Source organism: Neolewinella persica DSM 23188 (assembly GCF_000373105.1).
Lineage (GTDB): Bacteria > Bacteroidota > Bacteroidia > Chitinophagales > Saprospiraceae > Neolewinella > Neolewinella persica.
Genome location: NZ_KB890443.1, coordinates 59,129 through 75,073, shown reverse-complemented (window position 1 = coordinate 75,073; position 15,945 = coordinate 59,129). Strand labels below are relative to the sequence as shown.

The window sequence follows — 15,945 nt, the reverse complement described above, 5'->3', positions numbered from 1 at the left end:
AGAAAACGAATGATCTACGGATCATTCAAACTTTATTTAATCAGCAAACTAGGTCTTTGTATCTATACGAATGACGTTATCGGTTTAGCTGTCTCTCTTACCCAACTTGTTGATCGTTCACTAAAGAAACGAATCACGCATTAGCAGGGACATCCTTTACGGTTGTCCGCTAGCGTCGATTACAAACTCTTTGGTGGTTATTGCGGGCAGGATCACCTCTTACCATTCCGAACAGAGAAGTTAAGCTGCCCAGCGCCGATGGTACTTGGACTTGATCCCGGGAGAGTAGGTCACCGCCAATTTTTTGAAAGCCTCATCGCAACCTTGCGATGGGGCTTTCTCCATTTGGGGAACATCGGTTGGGGTAGGGGGGGGACCACTAAGGCATTAAGAGCAGTAAGGAATTACACTAAGGAGAAAGGCGTGCGTTGGAATTACCATTAAGGACACCCAGGCATTAAGGAAAGGGGGAAAGGGAAGGTGAATCAGTTGTCCAGATCACTGGTTATCATGAAACCGATAACTTGACACCCCGACTTACAACCGATAATCCCAACCAATAAGCAGTCGGTCGCCCCGACGCCAACGAAGCCAACCATCGAACCCATGCTCGGAGTCCCCCTCCGTCATGGCATTGACGTGGATCCAGTCACCGACCACTTTGTCCGGTAGCAGGAAATCGTCCCGGCTAATGCTGCTTACTTCCGAAGCATTGTCCTGTGGCTTGATACGCACCGGGTTTTTCTCATGGTCCAGCGGATATACCGCAAAGACCTGGGACAGGAACTCCGGCCAGAAGCTAATGTCTATCGCCCTCCGGTCCACCCAGGCACGCTGGCCGGTATTTCCGTTCAGTTCCACCAATACGCGATGTGGGGCTGTGCCCAGCAGGCGCAGGATCATGCTGTCGTAGTCTTCTTTCAGGTAGAATGGCTGGAAGTAGGGCGGTGCGTATTGAAGCTGATTTTGGTGGTTCTCCCGGGTGTACACCAAACTGTCATTAGGGACTACACCGAGAGCGGCTTCCGAATAAAATAGCAGGTTGATGCCTTGCATGGTGAAGGGGACATGGACAAACCCGAAACCCTGTACTGCCTCACCGCCATCTTGATTCAACTCCAACACCGGGGGGGAGGTTTCTTGGGTTATCCAGCGTACGGTATCTTCAGGTTCGTCCTCTGGAAGGGAAGGTAGAGACTCAGGTAGGGAAGTGGTCGGCGATTGCTTTTGGCCCCGCAATGCCTCCCGTGCTTTTACTTGGGAAAATAATATAAGCGAGGTTGTCACTGCGATGACCAGCATCACTACCGCCATCCAGCCGACTTTTCGTGCGGGCCAGCGGTACGTCAGGAAACCGGCAAAGGCTCCACCAACAAGAGCACCAATCAACATGTAAAAGGCGACGATGGCCCCGCCGGCCAGCATTTGGCCTTCTGCCGCCGATCGGCCAAGCAAACCGCCGATTAGGCCGCCGCCAACGATCGCCGCAAGGCAGGCGACGGTGGCGAACAGTAATTTCTTCCAGTTCATGTAATTAAATTATGGATAAATCGATGTTGAAGATGCCCTCTGCCGAGTAATCTATTCCAATTCATCCAGGTCCAACGCATCATAGGCATCTTTCAGATCGCCGATGCCATTGAGGTACCGCCCTTCGATCTGGACGATGCTTTGGGGAAAGATGACACTGAGACTGCCACGGTTATTGGCACTATCAAATTCCCGAACGGCTTTACGCCCATCCACCTCCATCGTTTTGGTGGTTTTGGTGCCTTCTTCTTTGTCCATCGTAAAACTGTTAATCATGCCCATACCTGGGAGGTTGCCGCCCATGCCGTCGGTCAGGGTAACAGTAATCCGGCGCCTTTCCCCGTCCGCTTGGTACGTAGCATTGGCGGTAGCCATTTTGAAACCACCGGCGCCTACACCATTGGCTGCGATAGATTTTCGAGGTAGACCCAGCAGGGTTTCGGGCAGCATCTCCTTCATCGTGGCAGTTTCATAAACGGCCCGATTATTATTTTCTTGCAGGACTTCCATTTGGTCCTGGGCCATTTTTGTGGCCGCCGCGTAAGGATTGGAAGGCAAGGCGTCAGTAGCTGAATCGCCACCGCAAGCGTAAAAGACAAAGGCCAGGACAAATAACGGAAGTAAGTATTTCATAGTAATGATTGATGGATTGAGAGAAGAGCATTTTGGCGCGAACGCAGGTGCAATAAAAGCGAAAACAAGAGCCGGCTGAAATAGCAACGTCCTTTCCTCTGCTGGATGTAATTCCTGAAAGTGACTGAATCCAAAGTTCCGCCAGGTTTGTCAAGCGTTCAATACCTCATTTGGGGGAAACGATACTTAGACTTGAATCTGATAAACTCGACAACCCGATAATCCGACAACTCCACTAAATCAACCGATCCCGCAGCGCCTTAACTACGGCTTCCGCCCGGCTGTGTACGTGTAGCTTTTCGTAGATATTTTTGATGTGGCTACGGACAGTATGCCCCGAAACGTGAAGCTGTTCCGCAATCCTGCGGTAACTGTCCCCTTCACAAAGCAGCTTCAGTACCTCCTGCTCCCGCGGAGTCAGGGGATTCTCTGGGCCGACATGAAATGTTTTAACGACACGACGGGCAATCTGAGGGCTCATAGGAGCTCCACCAGCGGCGGCCTCGGTCAGGGCCGCCAGTAAGTTCACCGGTGAAATCCCTTTAACAAGATAGCCCACCGCTCCGGCACACAGGGCTTCAAATACCGATTCGGAATCTTCATGGACGGTCAGCATCACAACCTGAAGGTCAGGCCTTGAAATACGGACCCGGCGTAAGGTTTCTATGCCATTAATGCCTCGGCCAAGGTCAATGTCCATGAGGACCAGCGCGTTTTGAATAGCTGAAAGATTTGCCAGCAGGTCTTCTCCGGTGGCAAAGGCGTGGCGGCACCAGAACCCCGGCGATCCGTCCAGCAAAACACGCAGCAGCTCCCGGATCTGAGGATCATCTTCGAGGACCACAAGTTCTAAAGGAGGTGCCGAATTTGGATAGGTCATGGTAGAAGACTTCGAAATTGGTGAAACCAAAACTGAAAATTAACCCCTGGCAGCTAAATGAGCCATCCCTCATTTGGGGGAGATGGGGAGGTTGACGGTAATCTTGCAGCCGTTGTTTCCCGACGCGTCAAAATCAGCGCCGATCTTGGCCGCCCGGGTCCGCATGCTTTTCATCCCCATACCATCATCCCCAACGGTGTTGGCGTAGCCAGGTCCATCATCGGTCCAATCCAGAATGAGCCGATTGGCTTGCTGTTGAATGCTAAGGGATAGTTTAGTGGCTACGGGGGCGTGTTTGAGACTGTTGTGCATCGCCTCCTTGAAAAGGAGCATGAGGTGACGGCGCTCATCGGCCTGCAACGATAATTTGCTTAGGTCAGGAGAAAAGGGACCCGCTCTGAAATCACCCGGATGATGGGCAAAAAGCTCTTGGCCGAAACGTTTCAGCCGGAGTGCCAGCTCTCCGGCATTATCGTTGTCGGGGTCGAGTGCCCAGATGAAATCCCGCATCCCCTCCCGCACCACCTGGGTGTTGGCACCTATCTCTTTCAACATTCCCTGCACCTGCGTCCGCGCCTCCTCATTATTTTCCGCCGAAAGCTGACGCTCCGCCAGCGAGGTAAGCAGGCTCACCCTGCTCAGGTGGTTCCCGGCTTCGTCGTGGAAATCCCGGGCACTGCGCCGGCGCAACTCCTCCCGTTCTTCCAGCCGGGCAGCCGCCACCTTTTGCCGTTGCCTTTCCGCGAATCTGGTTCCCCAAAAAACGATGCCCGCGGCACCTAAGGCAAACAGCATGTACGCCCACCACCGTTGGTACCACGGTGCGGCCATATGGATTGCCAGCCTGCGAATTTGATCGGACCAGCCAACGTGCAACCCACCACTACGTAGTTCCAGAAGGTAATCTCCGGGAGGAAGCCTGGGAAAAGAAAGATAATTTCGCCCATCCGTATCTACCCACGTCTCCTGGATCCCGGTCATCCGCCAACTATAGCGAACTTCGTGAAACGGCCGATGCTCCGGAGCCGCAAAGGACAGGCTCACGAAATTTTGCCCGGGCGGCAGGGATAAGGACTGTAATCTTGGCGGGGACACCGGAAGGGTAAAAGCATTGACTGTATCGGCAATGCCTCCCCGGATGGTTACCGATTGATTAAACAGCTGAACGTCGGTGAGCACTACCGAAGGTAGGTACTTGTCTTTACGAAGGCTGTCGGGGTGAAACATTGACAGGCCGCTCGGGTGGCTGATCGTCAGGCGCCCGTCCGGGAGGGAAGACCAGCCGTACTGCGTGCAGAAATCATCAGTCATGCCATCCCGTTGCCGGAAACCGGCTCCGACGATAAACTTATCCTCATTATCCAGTCCGATTTGGGTGATTTGTCCGCCCTGGACGCTCCATAACTGATCGGAGGCATCGGCAAAAATACCGTAGCTGAGCGGATGTGGCAGGCCATCGGTACTGGTGAAGTTTCGGAATTTTCCAGGGCTTTCCCATAGGCTGATGCCACCGGCAGTACTTACCCAAAGGTTGCGGTTTTTGTCTTCAAAGAGGTTTAGCACCAGGTTGCTGCTGAGGCTGGCGGGGTCGTCCGGGTCACGCATCCAGGAGTTGAATCCAGTGCCTGCTTCGCCTTCATACATTCGGCAAAGACCTTTGTTTCGGGTGCCTACCCATAGCTGGTCAGCGTCGTCAACTAATACGGCATAACAGTAGTTATCCGGCAAACTGGTGGAGTCGGCGGGGTCGTTCTGGAGCCAATGGCTATCACCGGTCAGCGGATCATATACGTAAATTCCCCGGCCTGTGGCAATATAGCAGGTCCCGTCTGACCGGTAAGCGACCTCGTAAGCATGGGTGACGTCGGTTTCCCCAACGGGATGAATGCCTGGTCGCACCACCGGTTTTTCGGGGTTGGTGATGTCTAACAGATCAGCTCCTCCCTTACGGTAAAGTAACCAGAAGGTATGCTCCTCCGGACCGGGGTCTACATTAATGAGGTACGGCGATCGGAAGCCTGGCAGGTTGTCGGGCGTGTAGCAAGTCCAGGTTTCAGATCGGAAATTAAATAGTGAGACTCCGGTCGTGGTACCTACCACGAGGATTCCGTTATCCGCGTCAACGGCCGTGCCCTTTACGTTGTCGTTGCAAAGTTCCAACTCGCCTGGCTTACGTCGAAAGTTATTGAAGGGGGTCTCTCCAACGGGCAAACGGTCAAGGCCTTTCCTGGTACCAATCCATAGTAATCCACCGGAAGACAGCGCTAAATGGTTTAATTGATCGGAAGAAAGGGAATGATCATCGTCAGGTTCGTGCCGATAGGTGGCCTGGATGATCGTGGAATCAAAGCGAATGCCGGGGGTCCATCGTAGCTGATAAAGACCCCGGTAAGTGGCCACGTAGAACTGGTCCTGACGGAGCGACACAATGTCCCGGCAGAGGCTGCGGTCAGCGTTCTCGCCGGGCGCAAGATCAAGTGAATCAACAAGCTGTAAGCCGCCGGTTTGATCGGTAACAAACCGGTAAATAATTTCCCGCCCACCCAGCAAAACGCCATTTTCAGGTGTAGGTGATAAGGCGAAGCCTTCCAGCCGGTGAGCGGTATCGGTGTAGCCAGCAGATAATTGCAAATTGCCGTCATCGAGGCGGAAAATACCGCCGGCACAGGCCAGTAGGAAATTACCGTCCGGGGTTCTGACGATGTCGGTACAGTGACCGGTACCAAGACTGTCTTGCTGGTTCCGCAGAGAGGAAAGGGGGCGAAATCGAAGGTCTTGCTGATCAAAAAGCACGATGCCTGCTTCCGTGAGGCCGTAAATGGTCGTTCCGGCATCATTTTCTGCGAGCCTGAATAGGGGGCCTTTATGGGGCGCTGTGAGGTCCGCATCTTGTGGAAGATTATAGTTGGTGTAGCGTTCCCTGGCGGGATCGTAGCGCGTGATGCCCAGGTGGTGTCCAATCCAGATATTGCCATCCTGGCTTTCGATGAGGGTGTGGGGCGATCCGGCCAGACCTCCAAACGATGGGCCTAATTGTACCACTTCTTCGCCATCATAACGACGCAATCCCGCCTGGCTGGCTACGTACATAAATCCGTCCCTGCTTTCCAGTACACCGGTGATGTAGCCAGTGGTGAGAGCATGCCCTTCCGGAAACCGCTGAACCGACTGCTGGGCAGTCAGCGGCAAACTCAAAACCACGAGGAAAGACAGAATGCAGCGCATAAAATGTGGTGGGATTCTCCGCTAATGTAATAAATCACTCATATGGGTGATGGTGTCTTGTGCCGGAAAAGAAGTCTTTTGTCACAAATATATTGCTGCTTATGACCCGATCCCTACTACTTGTCTTCCTCGCCATCATGTTTGTACCCGCTTTAGTCTGCGCGCAAACGGATGTTCCCGGGGCCGAAGATCACCCATTACTTACGCGCTACCCGGGTAGCCAGATTGCCTGGTACCAGACGGAAAAGTACTTTGAGTACGACCTGGCTACGGGGCCGATTACAAGCTACCGCTACATCAAGGAACGGGAACAACATGCTGGTCAGTTATACCGGATTTACTATGAGATTACGGGAAGCCCGGAAGAAGTCTCGATCGGGGAAGTGTACGCCGATTACCTGCGCGCATTTCAGGACGCGGGCATTACGGTCATCAATAAGGCCTTACGGCCGAAGGCTAATGAATTTGGCGGTAGCCAGTGGATTGGCGTAGCGTTGGGTAAGCAACAGCCCCCGAATTCTTCGGCGAGTAAGCTCTTTGCGGGTACCGCTTCTGCCGGTGGAAAGTTTGCGCTTATGGGCCGGGTCGACCGCCCGTCCGGGCCCGTGTACGTTGCCATCTACGGCGAAAGGCACAGTAGCAAACTGGTCAATTTTCTGGTGGATATTCTGGAGACCAAAGATGCTGAATTGGGTAAAGTGAGTCTTGACCCCGATTACCTGGCCGACGAGTTGGCGGCAAAAGGAAGTGTTAGTATTTATGGCATTGAGTTCGACTTCGACTCAGCAAAGCTTAAGCCCGCTTCAGATGAGGTGATCGCAGAGATTGCGGCTTATCTGGTGGCGCGGCCGCAGGTGCAATTATTTGTTGTAGGGCATACGGACATGACCGGAAACCTTAACTATAATCGGAAACTTAGCCTGGATCGGGCCACCGCGGTGGTGAATCACCTGGAGACTAATCATAGAATCGCCAAAGGACGGCTTACCCCCGACGGCGTCGCTTTCCTTGCGCCAAAAGCTAACAATTCGTCGGAAGACGGGCGGGCATTAAACCGGAGGGTAGAGTTGGTGCTAAGAAAGTAGGTCTGCCTACTTAGTCTGCGTTACCGACCGGATAAACCTAACCTGATCCATAAATAACCCGGGCACGATGCGCTGGCCCGGAAGCTGGAAGGCGTGGCTTGCACCGGAATAGAGGATGATTTCTGGTGGTTGCTTGCCAGCTTTTATCAAGCCTTCGCGCAAGAGGTTAGCACTTCGTCTCGCGGGTACGCGATCGTCCTCCGTGCCGTATAATGCCAACACGGGACAATTGATCTTACCCAGATATGTTCTGCCGTCGTCCTTCAGGTCGGCCGCCCAGGGGAGGCTGGGGACCTGCCCGTTTGTTGGCTGGGGCAGAATCATTTGAGGGTGAGCACTTCGCAGAGCAGCAAGGTCAGGATCGATGGAGACATCAGACCGCTCATTGGCAACGGCCTGGAAAAAACGCCGCCACAAGTCCGCGTTTCGGGCAATCGCCTCCTCCGGGAAACCACGCTGTCGATGGTGGGCGGAAAAGGCGTAGAGTTGTTGGTCGAGTCTCGTTTCCAGGGGTGCAGAGAGGGCGATGACGAATGCGGTGTTCGGAACTTTGGCCGCAGCCATCAGGGAGAGCCTGCCACCCTGGCTTCCGCCACGAAAACCGATACCGTCGGCCTGAATTTTCGGCTGAACCGCCAGCCAGTTGTGTAGAGCTACAGCCTGGTCTCGCTTATCGGCGAAGGTTTTGTCCTGAAGTGTTCCTCCTGATTTACCGGAGCCATAGTTGTCGTAAATGAGCGTGGCAATGCCGTGGGCAGCAAGGATACGGGCCTCCATTGTATAGATCCACCGTTCGTAATTGGCAGCGCCCATCGGGATGATACAAGCAGGGAAGGGACCGTCTCCCCCGGGTAGGTAAAGGGACATACCTACGGTGTCGCCAAGAATCATTACTTCCTGGCGATTAATGACCGTAGTAGCCAAGGGCGGGAGTTGGTCTATGTGATGAGTTGTGCTAAGGCCAAACCTGTACCAACCTCCCTGGTAGGCTCCTTCATGCAGGCTGGCGAAAGAAAGGTGTTCACCGGCATCACTAACAAATTCAGTCGGGAAGATTTTATATAACCTGCTAACCCGGCCGGAAACGGGAGAGTGCATTCGTAAAGTCCCTTGCTGCTGCCAGATGCTGAGCACCCCGTGATCATAGACGGAATAGTTTTGACAGAATGGGGCAGTATCAATTGATTGGTCTTTCGCCAACAAGTACAACTTTACCTGACCGCTCTCTCCATTTCGTATTACCGTGCCGGTATACCGTCGATTTTGCTGCTCGTTAAAATTCAGTCGCCAGTCCGTATGCTGTAAAGCAAATTGAAGGTTGCTACCGTCATATTCGCCCAGGATTTTTGTGTCTGGGGAAAGTTCAGGTAGTCGGACAATGGTAGAATCATTATGTAGCGCTAACCGAATGGGGTGTATCCCATCGGAGAGTTGGAGATAGCCAAGGTAGTTCCCTTCAGGAAGCGTTAGTTGGGCACATAAGGAGGTCGTGCAGCATAACAGCACGTAGAGAACAGATTTCATGGCTTACCGATAAGCTTTTGAATGTGGCTTGCAAGTTGGATCGAACCCCGGGAGGAGTAGTGGGCCGTCAACTTGTCGTATCGGCTAATTCCAGGATTCACCTTTCGGTAAGATGCAGGAAGACTGGGAAATGGTGGAGATTCCAGCCCTTACTTCGCATTTCTTTAATAATCTACCTTAAGGTAAAGGCCTACCGCTTCACAAAACGGACGGGTGCACGGTTGTCGAAGGACAACAAATACACACCTGTCTGAAGACTACGTACATCCAGCCGTGCGCTGGCCGGTAGTGTTCCCTGCATGATTTGCCGACCGGCAACGTCATGGACGATGAACCTGCTTGCCCGGTCGACGCCGGAGATGCTCAGCTCGCCTGCTACGGGGTTAGGGCTGATGCCCGGTTTTACCAGTTGTGGGTTGCGGTTGCTGGTGGTGTTTCCTCCTACGACGAACCGCAGTCGGCTAAGATGGGTCAGCTCGTTATCTTCGATCTGGCGTAATTCCGCATCCAGGGTGTAGGTCGCTCCGTCTTCCAGTGGATTGTCGATAGGGAAGTCCACCAGGCGGTGACCATATCCGGCTTTTGCAGCGTAGGGTTGACTGCTTATTTCCGCTCCTGCCTCGTCCCGAAGAACCAGTAAAAGTTGACGGTCGGTATTGGCCTGGTAAAGTAAGCGCGCTGGAATGTTGGTGTCATCTACCTCAACCTGAGGAAACTCCAGGAATTCGACGCCGTCCGAAAACTGAACGTAGCGAATGGGCTCGGGCTCTCCTCCGCCATCTACGGGTTTAACCGAAAACTCATCACCGAAAGCTTCGTTACCACCGGCCATGGCGAAGAAGTAGATTTTGACCTGGCTCCGGGCGCCACTGTTGAAGGTTACACTGTAATCAGCATACTCCGTTCGGGTAATGTTTGTTGAAGCTATGATGTCATTGGAGTCGGTGGGCTTTACCCCTAAAGCTACCTGCCCGGTGACAACTTTGGCCATGCAGCTGAGGATGTACTCGGTGTTGGGGGTAACTTCAATGACCTGCTCCGGGGCACCACCGCCGACGATGCGGGCCGCATAGTCACCTGCACTTTGGTTATTCATCACGACCTCCCGCGGGTTGCCGCCCCAGCCTATCCAGTCGGTGAAATCGCCAGCTTCAAAACCTGGGTTTTTCACCAAGTTTCCGTCTGGAGAACCCTCCATTGGTACGTCGGCGTCAATGTTAAGCAGTTCCATTCCCCTTACGTAATCGTAGTAAGTGGCATTATTCGCCTCGTTAGCCAGTTCCTCTGGGGTGGGCGGCGTCTGCCAATTGTAGGTTTCGGTGACCATGTTAAGGTGCATCTCCCGTTCCAGTGGTTTGTCTGCTCTACGGGTAATGGAATGTGTTTTCACACCGTCGATGTAGAAATCCATCTGGGTTCCATTTTTCCACCAGACACCGTAGCGGTGAAAGTCATCCGCGCTATTCCCGCCGATGGGGGCATCTCCCGTCTGTTCATAGTCCGTACGTGAATCATCACAATCGCGCTCGAAGTAATGGGTGTTGGACTTCATGCTGGTGGCAAAATTAGGAAATTGCTTTGGTGCACCAATGGTTTCAATCACGTCAAGCTCGGTGGAGAACGTTGGGCAGTCACCTGAAGTACCAGGGTTGCTGAACCAGAACGTAGAGGACATGGAAACCCGGCTGGCTTGCATGTTTACTTCGTAGTAGCCGAAATGCGCTGTTATCTTACGAGAGATGACGGCACCGGCCCCAATATTGTAGGTAACCCTGGTGCCATCAAACAGCGTAACGACGGTATCCTGAGCCAGTTGGACGTTCCTGATTTGGAGGTTGCCGTCGGAAACACTCACCTGGGAGGGTAGGAAGATGGCGGGAGACCGGCCGACCCAACGCGGATGATAGTCGTACCATTTAGCCAAGTCAAGTGTTTCTTCATTGAATTCGTCAGTGTAGTCTTCATTAATAATCCAGCGTTGGTTGACCGGTGGGCGGGGAGCCACCTGAGTCATTACAACAGCGGGCAGAAGTATCAGGGAGAGGAACAGGAGGAGAGACAGTAATTGTTTCATTTGGAGGGGTAATTGAAGTTGAACAATAATACTTCTCTCACACCGATCTGTCCGGTCAGGAACGGATGAGCCCTATTGATTTAGCATTATGTTGTAGTGTTTGGTCTTCCTTGCTCCATTAACGAAAGCATAGTATCCGCAAAGCGGCCGGAGCAGCCTATCATGAGTACCAAAATTGTGGACTGAAAGGTGCGACTAATTTATTCAGTACTGGTTGGTAGGTCCTACCTTGGGCAGATAAGCCATCTTCCATCATGCGGCTAATCCGCCTCCCCGATCAATTTTTTACCCTGCTGGGACCATCGCTTTTTTTGCTGGTACTCCTCCTGCCGGCACCCGGCGGGATGCCTCCGGCCGCGCAGGCCGTCCTGGCATCCACCTGTTGGCTGGTGACGTGGTGGTTGTCGGAGGCCGTGCCAATTGCCATGACCTCCTTGCTTCCACTGGTCCTGTTTCCGTTGCTTGGCGTGCAGCCCGTACGTGCGGTGGCAGACTTTTATGCCAACCCCATCATCTTCCTCTTCGTGGGGGGCTTCATCATCGCGCTGGCCATGGAGAAATGGGAGTTGCACAAACGGATCGCCCTCAACGTTATCCGTTTGGCCGGGACGAATCAACGACAGATTTTACTGGGCTTTATCATCGCTACCGGCGGCTTGTCAATGTGGATATCCAACACGGCGACGACCCTGATGATGTTGCCGATCGCCCTGTCCATCATCGGCCAGATCAGCCGCATGTCTGCAGATGATGGCTCAACGGGTTTTGGCAAAGCCCTGGTGCTCAGCATCGCTTTCTCCGCTTCTATCGGCGGGATGGCCACCATCGTAGGCACGCCTACAAATCTGATTTTGGTGCAGGGCGTCAAAGATTTGTACGACTATGAAATCCCGTTCGACCGCTGGTTTCTTTTCGGGTTTCCCCTGGTGACCGTGTTGTTGGGCTTGCTTTGGTGGCACCTGAGTTTCAATGCCTTTAAACTGAATACGGAACAGGTGGCGGGGGCGCGGGATGCAATAAACGTTGAATTGCAAAGATTAGGACGGATGACTCGCGAAGAAAAGTTAGTTGCGTTGGTGTTCGGCACCGTAGCCCTGGCCTGGATCTTCCGCAAGGCCCTGCTGGCGCCAATCTTCCCCGGCATCAGCGACACCACCATCGCCCTGATCGGTGCCATCAGCCTTTTCCTGCTGCCCGTCCGAAACCGGCGGGATACCTTCCTGATGGATTGGGACACTGCCCGCAAACTCCCCTGGAAGATTATCCTGCTATTTGGCGGCGCCTTTGCCCTGGCGGGCAGCTTCGAAGCCTCCGGCCTGACAACCTGGCTGGGCAGCCAAATGACCTCCCTTGCCAGCTTACCCTACTGGCTGATTCTGCTGGCTGTAGTCGCCCTCGTCAACTACCTCACTGAACTAACGCAGAACATGGCAACATGTACCCTGATGATTCCAGTGCTGGCGGCCCTGGCGTTGTCCATCAACGTCCATCCGCTTGGCCTGATGACCGGGATGACCGTAGCTGCCTCCTGCGCCTTCATGATGCCTATTGCTACGGCTCCCAATGCCATTGCTTATGGCTCTGGCCAAATCGTAATGCGGGATATGGTTCGGGCGGGCTTCTTACTCAACCTACTCTCTATCGGACTGACGGTCTTGTTCGTGTATTACCTCTTGCCGGTGGTGTTGGAGATGGATTTGACGGTGTATCCGGAGGGATGGAATGAATGATAGCATGAGGAAAAGATAGAATAGCTGCCTCCCTCCGAGCCGCCCGACCGCCTGCACGACGGCTTCGCCGTCCTTGCGAGCGGTCCGACGGCCTCCGGGTTTTTGTAACTTGCGGGCACCATTTTACCCATTCTCCCTTTAACCATTTACTATGCAGCCAACCTCCATCATCATGCTCGGCGCCAGCGGCGCCGTAGGCGGCGAAGCCCTGAAAACCTTGCTGAAGGACCCACGTGCTGAAAAAATCACCCTCCTTGGCCGTAGGGGTATCCCAGATATGCCCGCCGACCGCGTCACGCAGCACAAGGTGGACATCTTCGCTCCGGAATCCTACGCGGATTTGGTGACGGGCCATCAGGTGGCAATATGTACACTGGGAGTGGGTGAGCCTTCAAAAATATCGAAGGAAGAATTTGAGAAAATCGATAAGCTGGCGGTGATTGATTTTGCTAAAGCCTGCAAAGTAGCCGGCGTACAGCACTTTGAATTATTGTCCTCGGTAGGGATTGATCCAACATCTTCTAACTATTACCTCCGGATGAAGGGAGAACTGGTGGAAGCCCTGAAGGAACTTGACTTCGATCGCCTGAGCATCTTCAAGCCTTCCATGATCCTTACGCCGACTAACCGGTATGGCTTTGTGCAGGGAGTCGCCCTGGCGATTTGGCCGGTCCTGGATAAGCTGTTTTTTGGCGGTGCGCGGAAGTATAAGGGGGTAAAGGTGGAGGATCTGGGTAGCGCTATGGCGCGGAATGTTTTCCAGGATGGAGTGAGGTATGAGGAGCTTTTTTGGGATGAATTCCAGGTAGAGCTAGATTCATGAATGGGAGAACTATAGAATCTTGTCTGTCTACTTTATTTCTGATCCTGTTCTTGGGCTATGGATATTGGGTTGGGTACAGCGATAGGAAGGCGTTAGCTGAATGCACCTCGGTTATTTCGGGGGAAGTGATTGGAATAGTTGGCTCAACGAAGAGGCCTTCTTTGAAATACTACTACCATATAGATGGTAAGCGATATGAAGACTCAGAGTCAGTGCCCAGATTTTTCAAAAGAGGACAAGTTCGTAAAGGGAAAAAACTCAGATTGCTTGTGTCATGCGACCACCCGGAAATTTCTACTATCGAAAATCCCGATGCGTGGAGGAAAGAATGAAGTAACTGTTATCAACTTAGATATGATGACGTAGTCGCGTAGCGACCTAATTTTAGTTACCTGGGACGGAGGAGGAACGACGCAGTCCCAGGTAACGAAGGAAGGCGGGCTAACGGGACGCCCAGCGTCCCTGAATCTTTACCTCAAAGCCTCCTTAAAGTGCCCTGCAGTAGACCTCCTCCGAAAACACTGGTAATAATTCTGACGGTGAGCAGCAGGATCAACGAAAGAGCAGTGGCTGAAAGTAACATCCTACTAAAAGTCTTCCTTAACAGATTCGCAGCAGTCTTTTACGGCCCTCCTTGCTGCTTCGTCCCTGCCCTTGCACCTGCGGCCGCGCCCCAATCAATCACACGAAGAAACAATTCCTTCTACGGCCACGATCAATGCACTCACGTCCAGATCATGCTCATCCAAAAACCGGAAGATGATGGCGCCGCTGGGTAGAAAAATCACGTAGTTTTCCCCAAACCCCAGCATATAGGTCGCCTTGACGGGACACCCGTTTGCGTTAATTACTTTCGACCAGAAGCCGTGCTGGTAACCACTCCCCCGAAAATCATTACCAGTACTGTGGCCACCCCAATTGGTTTTGCCAAAAATGTCCCGGACTTGCTCCCTGGCGAGAAGTTGCTTACCCAGGAAGCTGCCTTCGTTGGCAAACAACAGCGCAATTTTCGCCGCCTCGTCAATGGTTGGCAGGGCACCATAAGCAAGGATAGGAATGCCCTCCGTCGAATCACGTTCGATGGTAGGTAAAACCATAAACTGCCCGGCACCGATGGGGGTGAGCACCTCCTCTCGCACCAGGTCCCAATAATTAACGCCCTCACCTTCTTTGGTAATCACGTATTGCTGCAGCGCGTAGGACAAGACAAATAGGTTAGTGGAAGCATAATTAAACTGTTGCCCCGGCAACGCCGGTACATCCGGGAGCTGGGCAATGTTGCTGATCGCCTCTTCAGCGGTTTCGGCCACGATCAGGGTGTTGAGCAAGCGCTCCGGGTCTTCACCTCCATCGACACCAGTCACCATGTTCAGCGTATGAGAAAACGTCACCCCTTTCCAGCCGGGATGGTCAGCAAGGGCCGGGACATAGTCCGTAATGGGCAGGTCAAACAAGTCATCCTCGTAACGTTCTTCAAGAAAGAGTAAGGAGAGCGCGCCCGCCATACTCTTGGTGACGGAGTACAATCCGTGCCGCATCTCATCAGGATAGGGGTAGTCTCCATGGCGGGTTTTTGGTGGGTGCAGGAAAAGCGTATCGTTCCAAAATATGGCCCCCAGACTCGTTGGCGCATTGGTGACGATCATCCGGTCGAAATAGCTGGCAATTTTACCTTTTCGGTCGAATTCGCTAAGCGGCCGCAGCGGCAGCCTTGCCGCTTCCGCCTGTTGATACGCCTGGATGATTTGTGCGGTGTCTTCAAGCTGCTTATCCTGCAAGTCTGCAGATAACATCCCGTTGATGTTGGCCAATCCCTTGTCATCAATATCCGCCGTTTCCTGGCTACACTGTAAACAGATATTACTGATGGAATCGGGCTTGAAAACAAAAGAGGCAACACAGTTTCTGGCGGTGCCAATCCATCGGTCAGTAAGTGTAAGCGGCAAGGATGCACGGCTCCATTCGCCATCTCCCGCTTCTTGCCAGGTCTCCCCCGTGCCGACGATTACATCCCAGTAACTGGAACGCTGATCCTTCGTGCTGATCCTATTCCTGTTGCGGGGAATGATGGCTCCACGGTGCGTCAGAAAGTCTAGTTGAAGGGCCGGAAAGATGTCTTCCCCGGGATAATATTCTTTCTCTTTAGGATAGTCAAGTTCCGATTCCTGAATGCTAATGGTGCCTTGCAAAGAATGTTTCGCAGCGGATGCCCAAGGAGGCTTGGTAAAGAAACTTAGGTCTACTAGTGATAGATTTTTCCCACCGGTCAACTCCGTAACGGTTATCTGCGTTCGGGCCTGGGTCAAAGTTGGACCGTCCCATGCTTTGGGCTTCGAATTACAACCCCAAAATAGGAAAAGCAGGAGCATGAAGGGGTAAGATAATTGCATGATAAATGATTTACATTTGGAGGCTCGGTAAGTTAATCTTCGAGGATCATG

At 53.0% G+C, this 15,945-nt stretch carries 10 protein-coding genes and 1 rRNA gene; 4 read left to right on the top strand and 7 right to left on the bottom strand.

Annotation, left to right across the window (positions count from 1 at the left end):
* The first annotated feature begins 189 nt into the window (after positions 1-189).
* Positions 190-302 (top strand): 5S ribosomal RNA (gene rrf, locus B036_RS0118315).
* 235 nt (positions 303-537) lie between these two features.
* On the opposite strand, the gene B036_RS0118310 is transcribed toward rrf, so the two are convergent.
* The 4 genes from B036_RS0118310 to B036_RS0118295 form a co-directional block, all read right to left on the bottom strand.
* On the bottom strand, positions 538-1,530 hold the full coding sequence (locus tag B036_RS0118310) for a hypothetical protein (RefSeq protein WP_020570188.1): 993 nt from the start codon (positions 1,528-1,530) through the stop codon (positions 538-540).
* A gap of 51 nt (positions 1,531-1,581) precedes the next feature.
* On the bottom strand, positions 1,582-2,163 hold the full coding sequence (locus B036_RS0118305) for a hypothetical protein (protein WP_020570187.1): 582 nt from the start codon (positions 2,161-2,163) through the stop codon (positions 1,582-1,584).
* A 235-nt stretch (positions 2,164-2,398) separates the two neighbouring features.
* Entirely contained in the window at positions 2,399-3,043 is a 645-nt protein-coding gene (locus B036_RS0118300; RefSeq protein ID WP_020570186.1) for a response regulator transcription factor, read from the bottom strand.
* 69 nt (positions 3,044-3,112) lie between these two features.
* Positions 3,113-6,268 carry a sensor histidine kinase gene (locus B036_RS0118295; RefSeq protein ID WP_020570185.1) on the bottom strand — a complete coding sequence of 1,052 codons (3,156 nt, stop codon included), beginning with the start codon at positions 6,266-6,268 and terminating at the stop codon, positions 3,113-3,115.
* A gap of 101 nt (positions 6,269-6,369) precedes the next feature.
* On the opposite strand from B036_RS0118295, the gene B036_RS0118290 reads away from it, so the two are divergent.
* Entirely contained in the window at positions 6,370-7,353 is a 984-nt protein-coding gene (locus B036_RS0118290) for an OmpA family protein (protein ID WP_020570184.1), read from the top strand.
* Positions 7,354-7,359: 6 nt separating this feature from the next.
* On the opposite strand, the gene B036_RS0118285 is transcribed toward B036_RS0118290, so the two are convergent.
* Positions 7,360-8,877: an alpha/beta hydrolase family protein gene (locus B036_RS0118285; protein WP_020570183.1), complete on the bottom strand. Its 1,518-nt coding sequence runs from the start codon at positions 8,875-8,877 to the stop codon at positions 7,360-7,362.
* Positions 8,878-9,067: 190 nt separating this feature from the next.
* Complete coding sequence (locus B036_RS32310; protein ID WP_020570182.1) at positions 9,068-10,951, bottom strand: carbohydrate binding domain-containing protein; 1,884 nt, start codon at positions 10,949-10,951, stop codon at positions 9,068-9,070.
* Positions 10,952-11,205: 254 nt separating this feature from the next.
* On the opposite strand from B036_RS32310, the gene B036_RS0118275 reads away from it, so the two are divergent.
* Positions 11,206-12,681 (top strand): SLC13 family permease, encoded by a 1,476-nt coding sequence (locus B036_RS0118275; protein WP_020570181.1) that lies wholly within the window; start codon positions 11,206-11,208, stop codon positions 12,679-12,681.
* A 151-nt stretch (positions 12,682-12,832) separates the two neighbouring features.
* The gene (locus tag B036_RS0118270; RefSeq protein WP_020570180.1) at positions 12,833-13,504 is read left to right on the top strand and encodes an NAD(P)H-binding protein; all 672 of its coding nucleotides are present in this window, start codon (positions 12,833-12,835) and stop codon (positions 13,502-13,504) included.
* Positions 13,505-14,181: 677 nt separating this feature from the next.
* On the opposite strand, the gene B036_RS0118265 is transcribed toward B036_RS0118270, so the two are convergent.
* On the bottom strand, positions 14,182-15,894 hold the full coding sequence (locus B036_RS0118265) for a serine hydrolase domain-containing protein (RefSeq protein ID WP_020570178.1): 1,713 nt from the start codon (positions 15,892-15,894) through the stop codon (positions 14,182-14,184).
* Positions 15,895-15,945: the final 51 nt, after the last annotated feature.